Source organism: Pseudomonas sp. CG7 (assembly GCF_023701885.1).
Classification (GTDB): domain Bacteria; phylum Pseudomonadota; class Gammaproteobacteria; order Pseudomonadales; family Pseudomonadaceae; genus Aquipseudomonas; species Aquipseudomonas zanjanensis.
In genome coordinates this window covers 48,414-66,087 of sequence record NZ_JABAEE010000014.1, presented here as the reverse complement: position 1 = coordinate 66,087, position 17,674 = coordinate 48,414, and the positions used below count along the sequence as shown (strand labels likewise).

Here is a 17,674-nt window from a genome sequence, read left to right as displayed (position 1 = left end):
ATCCATGCAGATTTCGGTAAATGAGTTCCTGACACCCCGCCATATTGATGTGCAGGTTGTCAGTCCAACCCGCGCCAAGATCACGCTCGAGCCTCTCGAGCGTGGTTTCGGCCACACCCTGGGCAACGCGCTGCGCCGCATCCTGTTGTCCTCAATGCCCGGCTGTGCAGTAGTCGAGGCCGAGATTGACGGTGTGCTCCACGAGTACAGCGCCATCGAAGGTGTACAGGAAGACGTAATTGAAATCCTGTTGAACCTTAAAGGTCTGGCTATCAAGCTGCACGGTCGTGACGAAGTTACGCTGACCTTGTCGAAGAAGGGTTCGGGGGTGGTTACCGCTGCCGATATTCAGCTGGATCATGATGTCGAGATCGTTAACCCCGATCACGTAATCGCTAACCTGGCGTCTAACGGCGCCCTGAACATGAAGCTCACCGTAGCTCGTGGTCGTGGTTATGAACCGGCAGACTCGCGTCAGAGCGATGAAGACGAAAGCCGCAGCATCGGTCGCTTGCAGCTTGACTCTTCGTTCAGCCCGGTTCGCCGTATCGCATACGTGGTGGAAAACGCCCGTGTCGAACAGCGTACCAACCTGGACAAGCTGGTTATTGATCTGGAAACCAACGGTACCCTGGATCCTGAAGAGGCTATCCGCCGCGCTGCAACCATCCTGCAACAGCAGTTGGCTGCGTTCGTCGACCTCAAGGGTGACAGTGAGCCAGTGGTTGTCGAGCAGGAAGACGAGATCGATCCGATCCTGCTTCGCCCGGTTGACGATCTGGAACTGACTGTACGTTCGGCTAACTGCCTTAAGGCGGAAAACATCTACTACATCGGCGACCTGATTCAGCGTACCGAAGTAGAGCTGTTGAAGACTCCGAACCTTGGCAAGAAATCCTTGACTGAAATCAAGGACGTTCTGGCCTCCCGCGGTCTGTCCCTCGGCATGCGCCTCGACAACTGGCCGCCTGCAAGTCTTAAGAAGGACGACAAGGCGACTGCCTGATCGTCGTAATCACCGAACGTTGTGTTTGGTAAGGAATGAACCATGCGTCATCGTAAAAGTGGTCGTCACCTGAGCCGCACCAGCTCGCACCGCAAGGCCATGTTCCAAAACATGGCGGTGTCGCTGTTCGAGCACGAGCTGATCAAAACTACACTGCCGAAAGCCAAGGAACTGCGTCGCGTTGCTGAGCCGCTGATCACTCTGGCCAAGACAGATAGCCTGGCTAACCGCCGTCTGGCTTTCGACCGTACTCGTTCGAAAGCTATCGTTGGTAAGCTCTTCAACGACCTGGGCAAGCGTTACGCTACCCGTGAGGGTGGCTACCTGCGCATCCTCAAGTGCGGTTTCCGCGCTGGCGACAACGCGCCTATGGCGTACGTCGAGTTGGTTGATCGTGCTACCAGCGGTGAAGCTGTATCCGCTGAGTAAGTCGGCAACATACAAAAAACCGGGCCTTGTGCCCGGTTTTTTGTTGCCTGGAGAAAAGCCGGTAGGCCGTTTCGTCTCGCTTGGCTATCGGCAAGTGGTCAGTCTTAGATAATGACTATCGATGTCCATGATTTAATGAATTTGGATACTGTCACTAACATGATCGATACTCCTTTCCAGCCGATTAGCCGGCAGTTCGAAGACCGACCTAGGAAGATTGAGCATGAGCCAGATCAAAACGCTTACGACCGCCAGCGGCGCTCCAGTCGCCGATAACCAGAACTCTCGCTCCGCCGGTCCGCGCGGCCCGCTGCTGCTCGACGACTTTCACTTGATCGAGAAGCTTGCTCACTTCAACCGCGAGAACATCCCCGAGCGTCGTGTGCATGCCAAAGGGTCGGGCGCCTACGGCACCTTTACCGTCACCCAGGACATCACCCAGTACACCAGTGCCAAACTGTTCGAGTCGATCGGCAAGCAGACGCCCACCTTCCTGCGGTTTTCCACCGTGGGTGGCGAGCGCGGGTCGGCCGACACTGAACGCGATCCGCGCGGTTTCGCCTTGAAGTTCTATACCGAGGAAGGCAACTGGGACATCGTCGGCAACACCACGCCGGTATTCTTCATCCGTGATCCATTGAAGTTTCCAGATTTCATCCACACCCAGAAGCGTCTGCCGCAAAGCAACCTGAAAAGTGCCCAGGCGATGTGGGATTTCTGGTCGCATTCGCCTGAAGCGCTGCACCAGGTCACCATCCTGTTTTCTGACCGCGGTATTCCAGATGGCTACCGCCACATGCACGGCTTCGGCAGCCATACCTACAGCCTGATCAATGCACAGGGTGAGCGGCACTGGGTGAAGTGGCACTACAAGACCTTGCAAGGCATCAAGAACCTCGCGCCAGCAGAGGCGGCACGCCTGGCGGGCACCGACCCGGATTACGCCCAGCGTGACCTGTTCGAGGCCATTGAGCGCGGTGACTTCCCGAAATGGCGCGTCTGCATCCAGATCATGAGCGAGGACCAGGCCGCGGCGCATTACGAGAACCCGTTCGACGTGACCAAGACCTGGTCGCAGAAAGAATTCCCGTTGATCGAAGTGGGCGAACTCGAACTCAACCGTAACCCGCTGAACTACTTCGCTGAAGTCGAGCAGGCGGCATTTGGTCCGAGCAACATGGTGCCAGGGGTTGGCCTCTCGCCGGATCGAATGCTGCAGGGCCGTGTCTTCGCCTACGCCGATGCCCACCGCTACCGTGTGGGCACCAATCACCAGCAATTGCCGGTGAATGCGCCACGTAGTCCGGTCAACACCTACCAGCGCGACGGCGCCATGGCGTTTGGCAGCAATGGCGGGGCGGCACCGAACTACGAGCCCAACAGCTATGTAGAGACGCCGAAGCAGGCCCCGCGTTACGCGGAGCCGGCGCTGGCCCTCAGTGGCGCGGCGGATCGTTATGACCATCGCGAAGACACCGACTACTACAGCCATGCCGGTGCGCTGTTCCGCTTGATGAACGATGAGCAGAAAGCCCTGCTGATCAATAATATCGCTGGCGCGATGGGCGGTGTCTCGGCGGACGTAGTGGACCGTCAACTGCAGCATTTCTACAAAGCAGATACTGCTTATGGAGAAGGTATCGCGAAGGCGTTGGGCGTAGCGCTTAACTAAGTCTAAACGAGAAGCAGAACCGCCCTCATTAGGGCGGTTTTTGCGTTATTTAGCTTGGTTTTCTCAGATTTTCTTCGCTTTTATTGCGTTGAGGCAGTGACCTTGCGGTCAGCTTGGTTCAAACTACAACCTTTAAAAGCTTGTGGAGATGTAGGGCGATGCAAGGTCACCCAGACGTAATCGATTACCTCAACACGTTGCTGACCGGCGAGCTGGCAGCCCGTGATCAATATTTCATCCATTCGCGGATGTACGAGGATTGGGGTTTTACCGAGCTCTACGAACGTATCAACCACGAGATGGAAGAAGAGACCCAGCACGCCGATGCACTGATGCGCCGGATCCTGATGCTCGAAGGTACACCGCGCATGCGTGCCGATGACCTGGATGTCGGGACCACCGTACCGGACATGCTCGCCGCCGACCTGCGCCTGGAATACAAAGTCCGCGCTGCGCTGTGCAAAGGCATCGAACTCTGCGAGACGCACAACGACTATGTGACTCGCGAAATCCTGCGTGTCCAGCTCAACGACACCGAAGAAGACCACACCTACTGGCTGGAAAAGCAGTTGGGGTTGATCAAGCTGATCGGGTTGGAGAACTACCTGCAATCGCAGTTCTGACGGATTCCTTGTGGGAGCAAGCTCGCTCCCACAGGGGAAACAAAAAGCCCCTGCCATCGATGAGATGGCAGGGGCTTTTTCGTGCCCGGGGTGAAATCAGTCCCGATCACGCTCCAGTAGCGGCTTGAGGTAGTAACCCGTGTGGGACTGCTTCATCTCGGCCACTTGTTCCGGCGTCCCCACGGCGATGATCTGGCCACCTTTGGAACCGCCTTCCGGCCCCAGGTCCACCAGCCAGTCGGCGGTCTTGATCACGTCCAGGTTGTGTTCGATCACCACCACGGTGTTGCCGTGGTCGCGAAGGCGGTGCAGCACGTCGAGCAATTGCTGGATATCGGCGAAGTGCAGGCCGGTGGTCGGCTCGTCGAGGATGTACAAGGTCTTGCCGGTATCGCGCTTGGACAGCTCGCGGGACAACTTGACCCGCTGGGCTTCACCGCCGGACAAGGTCGTCGCCGACTGCCCGAGCTTGATGTACGAAAGCCCTACATCCATCAGGGTCTGGAGCTTGCGCGCCAGGGCCGGTACCGCGTCGAAGAACGCCCGAGCCTCTTCGATAGTCATCTCCAAGGTTTCGTGGATGTTCTTGCCCTTGTATTTGATCTCCAGGGTTTCGCGGTTGTAGCGCTTGCTCTTGCACACGTCGCACGGCACGTAGATGTCGGGGAGGAAGTGCATTTCCACCTTGATCAGGCCATCGCCCTGGCAGGCCTCGCAGCGCCCGCCCTTGACGTTGAACGAGAAACGCCCCGGGCCGTAGCCCCGTGAACGGGACTCCGGCACGCCGGCGAACAGTTCGCGGATCGGGGTGAACAGCCCGGTATAGGTCGCCGGGTTGGAGCGCGGTGTGCGGCCAATCGGGCTTTGGTCGATGTCGACCACCTTGTCCAGGTGTTCCAGGCCCTTGATGCTGTCGTGGGCGGCCGCTTCCAGGGTGGTGGCGCCGTTCAGGGCCGTGGCGCTGAGGGGGAACAAGGTGTTGTTGATCAGCGTCGACTTGCCGGAGCCAGACACGCCAGTGACACAGGTCAGCAGGCCGATGGGGATTTCCAGGTCGACGTTGCGCAGGTTGTTGCCGCGAGCCCCCTTGAGGGTCAGCGACAGCTTCTTGTTGCGCGGCGTGCGCTTGGCCGGGACCTTGATCTTGACCCGGCCCGACAGGTATTTGCCCGTCAACGAGTCAGGGTGCGCCATGACTTCGGCGGCGGTGCCCTGGGCGACGATGTGCCCGCCATGCACGCCTGCACCCGGGCCGATGTCCACCACGTAGTCGGCCAAACGGATGGCGTCCTCGTCGTGCTCGACCACGATCACCGTGTTACCGATGTCCCGCAGGTGCTTCAGGGTTCCGAGCAACCGGTCGTTATCTCGTTGGTGCAAGCCGATGGACGGCTCGTCGAGGATGTACATCACCCCCACCAGGCCGGCGCCGATCTGGCTGGCGAGGCGGATACGCTGGGCTTCGCCACCGGACAGGGTGTCGGCACTGCGGTCCAGGGTCAGGTAGTCCAGGCCGACGTTCACCAGGAACTGCAGGCGCTCGCGGATTTCCTTGAGGATCTTGTCGGCGATTTCGCCGCGACGGCCAGTAAGTTTCAGTCCACCGAAATAATCGGTGGCGTCGCCAATGGGCAAGTTGGTCACCGCCGGCAGCGTCTTCTCGCCGACCCACACATGCCGCGCTTCGCGACGTAGGCGCGTACCACGGCAATCGGGGCAGGGCTGGGTGCTGAGGAACTTGGCCAGTTCTTCGCGCACGCTGGCCGATTCGGTCTCGCGGTAGCGGCGCTCCAGGTTCGGCACGATGCCTTCGAACGGGTGGGAGCGCTTGACGATATCGCCGCGGTCATTGAGGTATTTGAAGTCGACGTTCTGCGAGCCGCTGCCGTGCAGGATGAATTTCTGCTGGTCGGCGGGCAATTCGTTGAACGGCTTGTCCAGGCTGAACTTGTAATGGGCCGCCAGCGAACCGAGCATCTGGAAGTAATAGACGTTGCGCCTGTCCCAGCCGCGAATCGCCCCTTCGGCCAGGGTCAGTTCGCCATTGACCAGTCGCTTGGTGTCGAAGAACTGCTTGACCCCCAGGCCGTCGCAGGTCGGGCAGGCGCCGGCCGGGTTGTTGAAGGAGAACAGCTTGGGTTCCAGCTCGCTGATGGCATGGCCGCAGATCGGGCAGGCGAAGCGTGCGGAGAAAATGATCTCTTCGCCGGGTTCGTCGTCCATCGGTGCGACCAGGGCGATGCCGTCGGCCAGTTTCAGCGCGGTCTCGAAGGACTCGGCCAGGCGCTGTTGCAAGTCGGCGCGGACCTTGAAGCGGTCGACCACCACATCGATCGAGTGCTTCTTCTGTTTATCCAGCTTCGGCAACTCGTCCAGTTCGCACAGCTTGCCGTTGACCCGGGCCCGCACGAAGCCCTGGGCGCGCAGCTCTTCGAAAACCATCAGGTGTTCGCCCTTGCGCTCGCGAATCACCGGCGCCAGCAACATCAGCTTGCTGCCTTCCGGCTGGGCCAGCACCAGGTCGACCATCTGGCTGACGGTCTGGGCTTCCAGGGGAATATCGTGATCGGGGCAACGAGGAATACCGACCCGCGCATACAGCAAGCGCAGGTAATCGTAGATCTCGGTGATGGTGCCGACCGTCGACCGGGGGTTATGGGAGGTCGACTTCTGTTCGATGGAAATGGCCGGCGACAGGCCTTCGATGGTGTCGACGTCGGGTTTTTCCATCATCGACAGGAACTGCCGGGCGTAGGCCGACAGCGATTCGACATAGCGGCGCTGGCCTTCAGCGTACAGCGTGTCGAAGGCCAGGGATGACTTGCCGGATCCGGACAGGCCGGTGATGACGATCAGCTTGTCCCGTGGCAGGGTCAGGTCGATGTTCTTCAGGTTGTGGGTACGGGCCCCACGAATCAGGATCTTGTCCAAAGTGGCCTCGCTCGGCGGGCGTCGAAAACGTAGGAGTATACGGGCAAATACTGGATGGATGCACACTATTGAGGACGCGATTGCGGCCATACATGAAGACTGCGCGGCAAACGGTCGCCATATACCCTCTCAATCGATGGGACTGGTAGAATCGCCGCCGGTTCACATGAGGTTTTTCCATGCAAGATCCCCACAGCGAACGCATGAGTCGTGGCGAGACCCGCGCAGCGAGCGGCCTGGCCCTGGTGTTCGCCTTTCGTATGCTGGGCATGTTCATGGTGTTGCCGGTGCTGGCGACCTATGGCATGGACCTGGCGGGCGCTACGCCGGCCCTCATCGGCTTGGCGATCGGCGCCTATGGCCTGACCCAGGCGATCTTCCAGATCCCGTTCGGGATCATTTCCGACCGCATCGGCCGGCGCCCGGTCATCTACCTGGGGCTGATCGTCTTCGCCCTCGGCAGCGTGCTGGCGGCCAATGCCGACTCGATCTGGGGCGTGATCGCTGGACGCATCCTACAGGGCGCCGGGGCTATTTCCGCGGCGGTCATGGCGCTGCTGTCAGATTTGACCCGCGAACAACATCGCACCAAGGCCATGGCCATGATCGGCATGACCATCGGTCTGTCGTTCGCCGTGGCCATGGTGGTCGGCCCCTTGCTGACCCGTGCCTTTGGCTTGTCGGGCCTGTTCCTGGCGACCGGCGCCATGGCCCTGGTGGGAATCCTGATCGTGGCGTTCATGGTGCCGCGCGCCACCGGGCCGTTGCAGCACCGCGAGTCGGGGGTGGCGCGCCAGGCACTGATCCCGACGCTCAAGCACCCGGACCTGTTGCGCCTGGACCTGGGCATCTTCGTGCTCCACGCCATGCTGATGTCCAGCTTCGTCGCCTTGCCGTTGGCATTGGTCGAGAAGGCCGGCCTGCCCAAGGAGCAGCACTGGTGGATCTACCTGACGGCGCTGGTGATTTCGTTCTTCGCCATGATTCCCTTCATCATCTATGGCGAGAAACGACGCAAAATGAAACGAGTTTTGCTCGGCGCCGTCGTGACGCTGATGCTCACTGAGCTATTCTTCTGGCAGTTCGGCGATAGCTTGCGAGCCTTGGTGATCGGCACGGTGGTGTTCTTCACCGCGTTCAATCTGCTGGAAGCATCGCTGCCGTCGCTGATCAGCAAGGTTTCACCAGCGGGCGGCAAGGGCACGGCGATGGGGGTCTACTCCACCAGCCAGTTCCTGGGCTCGGCGTTGGGCGGGATCCTGGGCGGCTGGTTGTTCCAGCATGGCGGTTTGTCGGTTGTGTTCCTGGGATGCGCCGCGCTGGCTGCACTTTGGCTAGCCTTTGCTGTTACCATGCGCGAACCTCCCTATGTGACGAGCCTGCGCTTGCCCTTATCGCCCGAGGCGATTCGTGAGGCTGGCCTGACCGAGCGTCTGAAGGCCGTCGTTGGAGTAACCGATGCAGTGGTGGTCGCCGACGAGGCGGCCGTATACATCAAACTGGACACCGAATTATTGGATCGCGCGACGCTCGAGCGCCTGGTGAACAACCCGGCCCCGACTACGTGCGAAGCCTAGGAGAACGTTATGGCCCGTGGGGTTAACAAAGTCATATTGGTCGGTACTTGCGGCCAGGATCCCGAAGTTCGCTACCTGCCGAACGGCAACGCCGTGACCAACCTGAGTCTGGCGACCAGCGAACAGTGGACCGACAAGCAGACCGGCCAGAAGGTCGAGAAGACCGAATGGCACCGCGTGTCGATGTTCGGCAAGGTGGCCGAGATTGCCGGCGAATACCTGCGCAAGGGTTCGCAGGTGTACATCGAAGGCAAGCTGCAGACCCGCGAGTGGGAAAAAGACGGCATCAAGCGCTACACCACCGAAATCGTGGTCGACATGCAAGGCACCATGCAATTGCTCGGTGGCCGTCCGCAGGGCGACCAGCAGCAAGGTGGCAACAACTACCAGCAGTCGGCCCCGGCCCCGCGCCAGCAGGCGCCTCGTCCGCAGTCGGCCCCACAGCCACAACGCGAACGCCCGGCCCCACAACAGGCCGCGCCGCAGCCGGCTCCGGATTTCGACAGCTTTGATGACGATATTCCGTTCTGATTGCGGGTTGAGATTGCTCAGCCAATAGTTTGAAAAAAAGCCCCAAGCGCACTCTGCGCTTGGGGCTTTTTTATTCATTCGGCGCAGGCGGGTTCTGGCCCAGTCTTGCTCACAGATCCAGATCCAAGAGCTCCTGCATCCTTTCGCCTATCGACTGCGTCAACCACGTGGCATGGAATGCCATTTCCTCCACCGTGATGTCCACCCGAAACCGCAGCGCAATCGGCTTGCCTTCGGCCCCGACGTAGCCCACATCAAAGTGATTCACGTTGGCAAAAGTGGTCAAGGTGTAGGGCTTGATGTAATGGATATCGCTGTAGGGGACGCTTTCTTTGGTGGTTTGCCGGGCAGGGCGACGCTGGGTGAAGGTGAGGCGTTGCTGGCGTTCGTCGAAGCAGAACCCAAGGACTTCGGGTCCGGATGCCAGCCATTTGATCACGCAGACGGCCGCGAACGCACTGATGAACATGAGCGCGATAACCAGCGGTTCCATAATGACCTGCTTGTGAATCGGCGACAGGCCTTCGACCTTGAACAGCATCAGGGTAAACACTGCCAGCCAATAGACGGGCAGGGCCAGCAACATCCCCGCAGCGTAAATCATGGTCCCCAGGAATCCCGGCCTGGACACGTCGCTTGAGCAATCCCACATGGGCGGGTGCCGTGGCGCTGAGGTAGCGATCGGGAAGGGCGATTCGACCAGGCGCGGCGGGCGTCTGCGTTTCATGCGGCTGGCTCTTGGGAAAATACCCGGCCATTCTCGTCGTAACGACTCGCACACGCCTAGTCATTTTCGCTTGCTGTTTATGGCTGCGCCTACGCCTGGCTGTCGCTCAGGAATTGCTCGGTACTCACCACACTCGCATAAGCAAACCCCAGCGCCGACATGAACGCCGCGTGCACGTGGGCGGCCGGGACCACAGTGCCGTTGAATTCCAGATCAAGGGTCGCGCAGGCATCATGGATCACCGTGACGCCGTAACCCAGGTCCGCCGCCGCCCGCACGACGCCATCGACGCACATGTGGCTCATGCTGCCGACCACCACCAGTTGCTCGACGCCATGCTGTTCGAGGAGGGCTTGCAGTTCGGTTTCGCGAAACGAATTGACGAAGTGCTTGAGGACCACCGGTTCGTCGGCGCGGTTGAGCACCTTGGGGTGCAACTGGGCGCCTTCGGAGCCTGGGGTGAAGAAAGGCGCGTCGTCGGAGGTGAATTCGTGGCGGATGTGCACCACGCTGTTTCCGGCCTGGCGAAAGGCTTCGATCAGCCGCGCGGCGTTATCGGCGGCGGCGTCGGCACCGACCAGTGGCCATTTTCCCTGGGGGAAGTAGTCGTTCTGGATATCGACTACGATGAGCGCTTGCTTGGACATGAGGGCTTCCTCGATCAGGTTGGGTAGGGCGCCAGTATTGGCGTTTACCACCGGGTCGAGGATTGGCCGCAACGACAATAAGCGAGGGAAAACTGACAATGACGCAGCAAAGGGCAGTTGCCGAGCTTGGGGTGCTCATCTACCCCGGCGCGCAAATGGCGGCGGTGCATGGCTTGACCGATCTGTTCGCCGTGACCCAGCGGATCGCGGCCGAGCAGGCCAGTGCACAATTGCCACGGCTGCGGGTCAGTCACTGGCAGACCGACAATGGCGAGGCGCCGCGGCGGGTCTTCGACAGCGAAACCGGCCCGGTGGGCCCAGTGGTTGCGTTGCTGATCCCGCCATCCATCGCCGGTTTCGATGAAGGCCTGGCGACGCCAGCGCTGATGGATTGGCTGCGTGCACAACATGCGGGCGGCACCGTGCTTGGCGGTGTGTGTGTCGGCTCGATCCTGTTGGCCGAGAGCGGCTTGCTCGACGGGCGCAGCGCCACCACTCATTGGACCTCGGCCAAGAATTTCGCTGCCCGTTACCCGAAGATCAAGCTCAACGCCGACAAACCCATCGTCGACGACGGCGACCTGATCACCACCGCCGGGCTGATGGCCTGGTCGGAACTGGGGCTGCGCCTGGTGGACCGCCTGCTCGGGCCCAGCATTGCTACACGCACGGCGCAGTTCCTGGTGATCGAACACAGCGACAGCGCAAGCCAGTGCGGCAGTAACTTCGCGCCCATCCTCGGCCATGGCGACGGGGCGATTCTCAAGGTCCAGCATTGGTTGCAAGGCAACGGCGCGGTAGAGGTTTCCCTCGGGACGATGGCCGAACGGGCCGGACTGGAAGAGCGCACCTTCCTGCGCCGCTTCCGTGCCGCCACCGGCCTCAAGCCCACCGAATACTGCCAGCACCTGCGGGTTGGCAAGGCCCGTGAAATGCTGGAGTTCACCAACGGCACTATCGACCACATCGCTTGGACCGTCGGTTACCAGGACCCGAGCGCCTTTCGTGCGACGTTCAGGAAAATCACCGGGTTGGCGCCGAGCGATTACCGGGCGAGATTCGGAGTGAGCCCATCGAGCACTCCCAAAGCCTGACGCTGAACCTTTTTTTGTGGCGAGGGAGCTTGCTCCCGCTGGGGTGCGAAGCGCCCCCAAAGGAACTCAGCGCGGTGTGTCAGTTAATATATTGGGGCTGCTGCGCAGCCCAGCGGGAGCAAGCTCCCTCGCCACAGGTTGGAGGCTGTGACTGCAGGCTGGCATCGTGCAATTTGCGGGATGCCTGTCATGGGTCGTGCAGAATGAAACAGGCCCGGTGCTATCAATTGCTCCCGATGCGCCCGCTTGGCTGACCCTCATCGCCCATCACCTCGTTGGCCTGATCTCTGCACCTTCCCTTTTCTCAAGCCATCGAGCGCAGGAAAAAGGGCACCGCATGACATCAGTCAATCGCAACAAACGGGTCGTGGCCTATTCGGTCAATCCACAAGCACCGCGTCATGAAGTCGAGACCAACCGTGCACTGGCCCAGTGGCTGGCACAGATATTGGGATGGGAATGCGGCGACCGTCAGGATTCCCAGGCCGGTCATGATCTTTATCTGTTGCCCACACAAACCCTGATCGGTACTGAAGCCTTGATGCGCCTGGGGATCAAGGGGCCGGATGATGTGTGGGGAGGGTACGTCGAGCACGATTTTATCTGCACCAAGGCGATTACCCACGGTCTGTTGAATAAGGACGCCGTGGCGCCCAAAGGCTGGTCGCCGCTGTTTGCCAAGCTCACCCGTGGCGCGGTGCTTGACGGTGTGACCGTCTTTTCCCTCAAGGATGCGCGTCCGGCCGCCGAACATCTGCTCTACACCGGGCCGATCCGCCTCAAGCCGATCCACGCCTGTGCCGGGCGTGGCCAACGGCTGATCAAGAGCCTGGCGCAGTTCGATGAAATCGTTGCCGATCCTGACGCCCAGGCGCTGTTTCGCGAAGGGGTGGTGCTGGAACAGCACCTCAACGAGGTCAAGACCCAGAGCGTCGGCCAGAGCTTCATCAACGGCAAGGTCATGAGCTATTGCGGCGTGCAGCACCTGACCCACGACAGCCAAGGGCTGGAGGTTTATGGCGGGTCGGACCTGCTGGTGGTGCAAGGCGGCTATATAGAGTTGCTCAGGCTCGAACTGCCCGACGATGTGCGCGAGGCGGTGCGCCTGGCACAAGTGTTCGATGACGCCGCCAACCAGGCCTACCCGAGCTTTTTTGCGTCGCGGCGCAACTACGACATCGCCCAAGGCCTGGATGCCGGCGGCCAGCCCCGTGGCGGTGTGCTGGAACAATCCTGGCGCATGGGCGGGGCCAGCAGTGCCGAGCTGGCGGCCTTGCAGGTGTTCGTCGAAGCGCCTGAAACCAGCGCGGTGCGGGTGTCCTCGGTGGAAACCTACCGCGACCAACCGCTGCCGACCGGTGCCAGGGAGGTCTATCGCGGCGCGGCGGAAAATGGTGATTTCCTACTCAAATACGTAACGGTTCAATCCTATGACGGCTAGAAGCGAAACGATCCAGATTGCAATTGATGACGAGCATATGAACGGGACCTTCCTCAGCCCCAAGTCGAAGGTCCCTGGCGTGTTGTTTGTACACGGTTGGGGCGGCAGCCAGGAACGGGACCTGGAACGGGCCAAAGGCATCGCCGGCCTCGGTTGCGTGTGCCTGACCTTCGACTTGCGCGGGCACACCGGCGGGGCGGGGATTCCCTTGTCCCGGGTCACTCGCGAGGACAACCTGCGGGATCTGTTGGCGGCATACGACCGCTTGCTCGCCCATCCGGCCTTGGACACTTCGGCGATTGCCGTGGTGGGCACCAGTTATGGCGGTTACCTGGCCTCGATCCTGACGTCGCTGCGTCCGGTGCGCTGGCTGGCCCTGCGGGTGCCAGCGCTGTACCGCGACGAGCAGTGGCACACCCCCAAGCGCGACCTGGACAAGACCGACCTGCTGGATTACCGCAGCACCTTGGTGCACGCCAGCACCAATCGCGCCTTGCAGGCGTGTTCGCAGTTCACCGGTGATGTGTTGCTGGTGGAATCCGAGACCGATACCTACGTGCCCCATGCCACGATCATGAGTTATCGGGCGGCGTGCCAGCAGACCCATTCATTGACGCACCGGATCATCGACGGCGCCGACCATGCCTTGAGCGACCCCGTGTCACAACAGGCTTACACCTCGATCCTGGTGGACTGGATCACGGAAATGGTGGTGGGAGAGCGGTTGAGCATTATTCAGGCGCGGTAGACATCTGGTGTCTGGGCGGGCCTCATCGCGAGCAAGCTCGCTCCCACAATGGATCTGTGCGAACCCAATTTTTCGAACGCTACAAATCCCCTGTGGGAGCGAGCTTGCTCGCGATGGGGCCAGGCCAGGCAACCCATCACTTGGGCTTGAGCCCCGGCTTTACCCGCAACGCCTTGGCCTTCGCTTCGATCACCAAATACATCACCACGGTAATCAGCAACGGCAGGATGAAGTAGATCGCCCGGTAGGCAATCAACCCCGCCAGCAGGCTGCCCCGCGACACCTCGTGTTGCAGCAGGGCGACGAACACCGCCTCCAACACCCCGAGCCCCGCCGGAATATGAGTGATGACCCCGGCAATGCTGCTGATCAGTAACACCCCGAGTACCACCGGGTAATCCAGTTTGCTGGGCAGCAACGTGAAGATCACCGCTGCCATCAGCGACCAGTTCAGCGCGCCCAAGGCCAATTGCAGCACCGCCATGCGTGGCGACGGCAGATTGATTTCCATGCCGCGCACGGTCCAGGCCCGACGCTTGGAAAACCGACAGGCCGCCAGGTACCCGGCACTTGCCAGCAATAACAGCACGCCCACGCCTTGCAGTGCAGTGCTGCTGAGTTTCCAGCCCGGCGGCATTGTCACCAGGCCGCTGCTGAACACCACCCCGGCCAGGGTCATGTAGCCGAACCAGTTGGTGGCCAGGCTCAGGCCGAGGATCTTGGCGATGTTCCCGCTACTGACCCCCAGTCGCGAATACAGCCGGTAACGCATGGCGATGCCGCCGACCCAGGCGCTGAGGTTGAGGTTGAAGGCGTAGCTGATCACTCCCACCGGCAGGATCTGCCGCCAACCGAGTTTCTGGCGGATGTAGGTGCGGCCGCTCAGGTCGAAGCAGGCATAGGTGATGAAACTGGTGATGGTCAGCGCGGCGGCGATGATCAAGGTGCGTACCTTGAAATCGGCCAGGGTGGCACACACTTCGGACCAGTCGATGCGCCGGGCCAAGGCCGTGAACAGCACGATCAGCAGCAGGAAGAACGCCAGGGGCAGCGGGCGTTTCCAGCGACTCCAGCGGGATTTGGGCTTGGCCTGTTCCGGCGCATGGGCATCCCTCGGCGCGGTGTGCGCTTCAGAGTGGTTCATGGGGTTCGCTCCGGACCGCCGTTGGCGGCGAAAAAGGTTTCAGACGCGGTTTGTGAGCCGGCAACCAGCCGGCCCAGGCCGGGAAATGACGCAGAAAGTGGAACACCATGAAACCGCTGGTCATGCGCCACAGCAGGCCCCGGGGGGCATGGTTTTCGGGCATGGCGGTGCAGTGTTCGCGGCGCAGGTGATCGAGGCGCTCGAACAGCTCGCGGTTGAACGCCCGGTCGCGGATCAGCACGTTGGCTTCCAGGTTCAGCGACAGGCTCAACGGGTCGAGGTTGCTCGAGCCGACGGTGCTCCAATCCTCATCCACCAGGGCGACCTTGCCGTGCAGCGGCCGCTCGCAATATTCATAGATCGTCACGCCGGCCTTGAGCAGATAGTCGTAAAGCATCCGCGCCGCGAGCTTGGCGATCATCATGTCCGGCTGCCCTTGCAGGATCAGCCGCACCTCCACCCCGCGCCGGGCGGCATTGCGGATCTCGCGAAGCAACCGGTAGCCGGGGAAAAAATAGGCATTGGCGATCACCACCCGCCGTTTGGCGCTGCGCAGCACTTGTTGGTAGACCTCTTCGATGTCGGTCTGGTGCTCGTGGTTGTCCCGGTAGACCAGGCGCACCTGGCCGTCATGGTCGCTGAACGCCAGCTCGTTGCGCCGGCTGCGGCGGCGTTGCCACCAATACTTGGCCCGGGCGGGCCGGCCGCTCTGCAGCAGCGCGAAGTGATGGATATCCACCACCGCCGGGCCTTTGACCTCCACGGAATAATCCTGCTTGGCCTCGGGGCCGAAATCCCCCAGGTGGTCGGCGGAAAAATTGCTCCCGCCGATGAACGCAATCACTCCGTCCACCACCACGATCTTGCGGTGCAGGCGACGGAACCAGTTGGTGCGGATGCCCACGTGCCGGGGCGCCGGGGCGAACATCTGCAAGCGCACCCCGGCGTCGCTCAACGATGCCAGGAACTCGGTGGTCAGCTCTCCGCAGCCGAAGCCGTCGAGGTTGACGGTGATCCGCACGCCGCGTCGGGCCGCATCCACCAGCAGGTCCCGCAGTTCACAGCCGACCTTGTCCTCGAAGAGAATGAAGGTCTCAAGGAGGATTTCTTCCTGGGCACGGCGAATCGCCTCGAACACCCGTGGGAAATATTCCTCACCATTTTCCAGCAGGATGACCCGGTTGTTGCCGTGCCAGCCGTATTCGATGTCGGCCAGCGCCGGGTTGCGTTCGGTCGGCGGCACCTCGATCTTTTCCACCGTCGCCTTGTTCATCGTCGCGCTCATAATTCGATCTCCACCGACAGCGGTGCGTGGTCGGAAAGGTGCGACCAGGGGCGTACATTCAATACCTTGGCGTGATGGGCCTTGAGGTTGCGCACGTAGATGCGGTCCAGGCGCAGGATCGGCAGGCGTGCCGGGAAACTGCGGGCCGGTTTGCCCCACTGTTCGGCGAACACCTCCCGCAGGCCACAGGGTTCGAGCAGGTCGTTGGCCTTGCCGCGCCAGTCGTTGAAGTCCCCGGCGACAATCACCGGGGCGTCGGACGGCAATTCGCTCAGGCGCTGGCAAAGCAGTTTCAATTGCTCGACGCGATGGCCTTCGCGCAACCCCAGGTGCACGCAAATGGCATGCACCTCCTGCCCTTCGCCGCCCGGCAGGCGCAGCACGCTGTGGAGCATGCCGCGGCTTTCGTGGCCGCTGATGGACACGTCGAGATTCTCGTGGCGAATGATCTGGAATTTCGACAGCAGCGCATTGCCGTGATCGCCCGCCGGGTATACCGCATTGCGTCCGTAAGCGAACTGCGGCCAGAGGGTGTCGGCGAGGAATTCGTATTGCGGCATGCTCGGCCAGTTGCTATAGCGCTGGGGATGGTGCTCGTGGGTGCCGTGGACTTCCTGCAGGAACACCACGTCGGCGGAGACACTGCGCACCGCTTCGCGCAGCTCCGGCAGGATGAAGCGTCGGTTCAGGGCGGTGAAACCCTTGTGGGTATTGACCGTCAGCACGGTGAAACGGCTGACCCGGTCGAGATCGTGGGGCCGTTGTTGAGTCGGCTCGTGGGTCGCTTCGCTGTGTTCTGGACGGTTCATGGCAGCACCCCTTCGGCCGGGCGCTCGCCGGGCGCGGTGGCGAGGTCCTTGTCCAGATGGAAGCGTTCCAGCAGATGACGTGCGTCGTAGGGCGCGCGGACTTTGATGTCGTTGTCGAAATAGCAGAACACTTCCCGGCTCTTGCGCGCCCGGGGTTTCTTGTCCGGGTCGATCAGGTGCGCATCGCTCGGCTGCTTGCCGTGGCTCCAGGCCTCGATCCGGTCACCCCAGCGCTTCAACGCCTCGTCGGTGTAGCCGCTGGCGTACAGCTCCTCGGCGCCGTGCAGGCGCAGGTAGACGAAATCGCTGGTGACGTCTTCGCGATAGGGCCATTTACCGGCGGTGTCGGCGACCACCAGGGCCACGTCGTAGCGCTTGAGCAACGTGACGAAGTGCGGGTCGATGAAGCTTTCGTGGCGGATCTCCACGGCGTGGCGCAGTGGGCGTTTCTTATCCGTCTCGGTGCTGGCGTGGCCGTCCAGGCGCGGCTCGTGCTCTCGGGCCAGGGCGGCGGCGCCTTCGGTGTCGTGGGGCAGTTGCTTGAGAAAGTCCTCGAACAGCCCAGGGTCGAATTTGAAGCTGGGCGGGAACTGCCAGAGGATCGCCCCCAGTTTCTCCTTGAGCTCCAGCACCCCGGAGGCGAAAAAGTTGGCCAAAGGCTTGTGGATGTCTCGAAGGCGTTTGATATGGGTGATGAAACGCGGGGCCTTGACGCTGAACACGAAGCCGGGTGGGGTCTCGGCATACCATTGGGCATACCGTTCGGGGCGTTGCAGGGCGTAGAACGATCCATTGATTTCGATACTGTTGACCGCTCGCGAGGCGAATTGCAATTCCCGTTTCTGGGTCAGCCCCTTGGGGTAGAAATCCCCCCGCCAAGGCGTGTAGCGCCAGCCGGAAATACCAATGTGGATCGCCGTCATGTATCCCTCCCCGTGCCAATGACCTCGTACCGCCTGTGTCTTTTGATGACCGCCGCGCGAGCTGGAAAGTTTCGATGGTCTTACCGA

The 17,674-nt window shown here is 61.3% G+C and carries 16 protein-coding genes; 9 read left to right on the top strand and 7 right to left on the bottom strand.

The genetic code is table 11. The features are described from left to right. Window positions 1–4 precede the first annotated feature (4 nt). From HGO40_RS08400 to bfr, 4 genes are all read left to right on the top strand, one after another. Complete coding sequence (locus tag HGO40_RS08400; protein WP_003186012.1) at window positions 5–1,006, top strand: DNA-directed RNA polymerase subunit alpha; 1,002 nt, start codon at window positions 5–7, stop codon at window positions 1,004–1,006. A 42-nt stretch (window positions 1,007–1,048) separates the two neighbouring features. After that, window positions 1,049–1,435: a 50S ribosomal protein L17 gene (gene rplQ, locus HGO40_RS08395; RefSeq protein WP_003186009.1), complete on the top strand. Its 387-nt coding sequence runs from the start codon at window positions 1,049–1,051 to the stop codon at window positions 1,433–1,435. A gap of 223 nt (window positions 1,436–1,658) precedes the next feature. Continuing rightward, on the top strand, window positions 1,659–3,107 hold the full coding sequence (locus HGO40_RS08390; protein WP_250962637.1) for a catalase: 1,449 nt from the start codon (window positions 1,659–1,661) through the stop codon (window positions 3,105–3,107). A 158-nt stretch (window positions 3,108–3,265) separates the two neighbouring features. Then, a complete protein-coding gene (gene bfr, locus HGO40_RS08385) occupies window positions 3,266–3,730 on the top strand; it encodes a bacterioferritin (RefSeq protein WP_250962636.1) in 465 nt (154 codons plus the stop codon). Between the two features lie 96 nt (window positions 3,731–3,826). On the opposite strand, the gene uvrA is transcribed toward bfr, so the two are convergent. Continuing rightward, window positions 3,827–6,661, bottom strand: a complete 2,835-nt coding sequence (gene uvrA / locus HGO40_RS08380; protein ID WP_186729629.1) for an excinuclease ABC subunit UvrA — start codon at window positions 6,659–6,661, stop codon at window positions 3,827–3,829. Window positions 6,662–6,840: 179 nt separating this feature from the next. Between uvrA and HGO40_RS08375 the strand changes: the two genes are divergently transcribed. Both HGO40_RS08375 and HGO40_RS08370 read left to right on the top strand, forming a co-directional pair. Beyond that, the gene (locus tag HGO40_RS08375) at window positions 6,841–8,238 is read left to right on the top strand and encodes an MFS transporter (RefSeq protein WP_250962635.1); all 1,398 of its coding nucleotides are present in this window, start codon (window positions 6,841–6,843) and stop codon (window positions 8,236–8,238) included. Between the two features lie 9 nt (window positions 8,239–8,247). Further along, window positions 8,248–8,769, top strand: a complete 522-nt coding sequence (locus HGO40_RS08370) for a single-stranded DNA-binding protein (protein WP_003206078.1) — start codon at window positions 8,248–8,250, stop codon at window positions 8,767–8,769. Window positions 8,770–8,878: 109 nt separating this feature from the next. On the opposite strand, the gene HGO40_RS08365 is transcribed toward HGO40_RS08370, so the two are convergent. Beyond that, window positions 8,879–9,496 carry a hypothetical protein gene (locus tag HGO40_RS08365; protein WP_250962634.1) on the bottom strand — a complete coding sequence of 206 codons (618 nt, stop codon included), beginning with the start codon at window positions 9,494–9,496 and terminating at the stop codon, window positions 8,879–8,881. A gap of 89 nt (window positions 9,497–9,585) precedes the next feature. Next, window positions 9,586–10,143 (bottom strand): cysteine hydrolase family protein, encoded by a 558-nt coding sequence (locus HGO40_RS08360; RefSeq protein WP_250962633.1) that lies wholly within the window; start codon window positions 10,141–10,143, stop codon window positions 9,586–9,588. 98 nt (window positions 10,144–10,241) lie between these two features. Between HGO40_RS08360 and HGO40_RS08355 the strand changes: the two genes are divergently transcribed. The 3 genes from HGO40_RS08355 to HGO40_RS08345 all read left to right on the top strand — a co-directional run bounded on the left by HGO40_RS08355 (window position 10,242) and on the right by HGO40_RS08345 (window position 13,426). Beyond that, window positions 10,242–11,237: a GlxA family transcriptional regulator gene (locus HGO40_RS08355; RefSeq protein WP_250962632.1), complete on the top strand. Its 996-nt coding sequence runs from the start codon at window positions 10,242–10,244 to the stop codon at window positions 11,235–11,237. Between the two features lie 337 nt (window positions 11,238–11,574). Then, window positions 11,575–12,678 carry a DUF3182 family protein gene (locus tag HGO40_RS08350; RefSeq protein ID WP_250962631.1) on the top strand — a complete coding sequence of 368 codons (1,104 nt, stop codon included), beginning with the start codon at window positions 11,575–11,577 and terminating at the stop codon, window positions 12,676–12,678. Further along, window positions 12,668–13,426, top strand: coding sequence for an alpha/beta hydrolase family protein (locus tag HGO40_RS08345; protein ID WP_250962630.1), 759 nt, complete (start codon window positions 12,668–12,670; stop codon window positions 13,424–13,426). The genes HGO40_RS08350 and HGO40_RS08345 overlap by 11 nt, the downstream gene beginning before the upstream one ends. 136 nt (window positions 13,427–13,562) lie before the next feature. On the opposite strand, the gene HGO40_RS08340 is transcribed toward HGO40_RS08345, so the two are convergent. From HGO40_RS08340 to HGO40_RS08325, 4 genes are read right to left on the bottom strand one after another with little or no spacing between them, the layout of a single operon-like run. Then, entirely contained in the window at window positions 13,563–14,570 is a 1,008-nt protein-coding gene (locus HGO40_RS08340) for a lysylphosphatidylglycerol synthase domain-containing protein (protein WP_250962629.1), read from the bottom strand. Next, a complete protein-coding gene (clsB, locus tag HGO40_RS08335) occupies window positions 14,557–15,855 on the bottom strand; it encodes a cardiolipin synthase ClsB (protein ID WP_250962628.1) in 1,299 nt (432 codons plus the stop codon). The genes HGO40_RS08340 and clsB overlap by 14 nt, the downstream gene beginning before the upstream one ends. After that, window positions 15,852–16,664 carry an endonuclease/exonuclease/phosphatase family protein gene (locus HGO40_RS08330; RefSeq protein ID WP_250962627.1) on the bottom strand — a complete coding sequence of 271 codons (813 nt, stop codon included), beginning with the start codon at window positions 16,662–16,664 and terminating at the stop codon, window positions 15,852–15,854. The genes clsB and HGO40_RS08330 overlap by 4 nt, the downstream gene beginning before the upstream one ends. After that, entirely contained in the window at window positions 16,661–17,587 is a 927-nt protein-coding gene (locus tag HGO40_RS08325; RefSeq protein ID WP_250962626.1) for a DUF72 domain-containing protein, read from the bottom strand. The genes HGO40_RS08330 and HGO40_RS08325 overlap by 4 nt, the downstream gene beginning before the upstream one ends. Window positions 17,588–17,674 lie beyond the last annotated feature (87 nt).

Excerpts from the sequence above, each read along its gene's own strand:
- rplQ (WP_003186009.1), top strand. The coding sequence starts at position 1,049 with ATGCGTCATCGTAAAAGTGGTCGTCACCTGAGCCGCACCAGCTCGCAC.
- HGO40_RS08390 (WP_250962637.1), top strand. The coding sequence starts at position 1,659 with ATGAGCCAGATCAAAACGCTTACGACCGCCAGCGGCGCTCCAGTCGCC.
- bfr (WP_250962636.1), top strand. The coding sequence starts at position 3,266 with ATGCAAGGTCACCCAGACGTAATCGATTACCTCAACACGTTGCTGACC.
- HGO40_RS08400 (WP_003186012.1), top strand. The coding sequence starts at position 5 with ATGCAGATTTCGGTAAATGAGTTCCTGACACCCCGCCATATTGATGTG.
- HGO40_RS08365 (WP_250962634.1), bottom strand. The coding sequence starts at position 9,496 with ATGAAACGCAGACGCCCGCCGCGCCTGGTCGAATCGCCCTTCCCGATC.
- HGO40_RS08350 (WP_250962631.1), top strand. The coding sequence starts at position 11,575 with ATGACATCAGTCAATCGCAACAAACGGGTCGTGGCCTATTCGGTCAAT.
- clsB (WP_250962628.1), bottom strand. The coding sequence starts at position 15,855 with ATGAGCGCGACGATGAACAAGGCGACGGTGGAAAAGATCGAGGTGCCG.
- HGO40_RS08375 (WP_250962635.1), top strand. The coding sequence starts at position 6,841 with ATGCAAGATCCCCACAGCGAACGCATGAGTCGTGGCGAGACCCGCGCA.
- HGO40_RS08370 (WP_003206078.1), top strand. The coding sequence starts at position 8,248 with ATGGCCCGTGGGGTTAACAAAGTCATATTGGTCGGTACTTGCGGCCAG.
- HGO40_RS08340 (WP_250962629.1), bottom strand. The coding sequence starts at position 14,570 with ATGAACCACTCTGAAGCGCACACCGCGCCGAGGGATGCCCATGCGCCG.
- HGO40_RS08325 (WP_250962626.1), bottom strand. The coding sequence starts at position 17,587 with ATGACGGCGATCCACATTGGTATTTCCGGCTGGCGCTACACGCCTTGG.
- HGO40_RS08330 (WP_250962627.1), bottom strand. The coding sequence starts at position 16,664 with ATGAACCGTCCAGAACACAGCGAAGCGACCCACGAGCCGACTCAACAA.
- HGO40_RS08360 (WP_250962633.1), bottom strand. The coding sequence starts at position 10,143 with ATGTCCAAGCAAGCGCTCATCGTAGTCGATATCCAGAACGACTACTTC.
- HGO40_RS08355 (WP_250962632.1), top strand. The coding sequence starts at position 10,242 with ATGACGCAGCAAAGGGCAGTTGCCGAGCTTGGGGTGCTCATCTACCCC.
- HGO40_RS08345 (WP_250962630.1), top strand. The coding sequence starts at position 12,668 with ATGACGGCTAGAAGCGAAACGATCCAGATTGCAATTGATGACGAGCAT.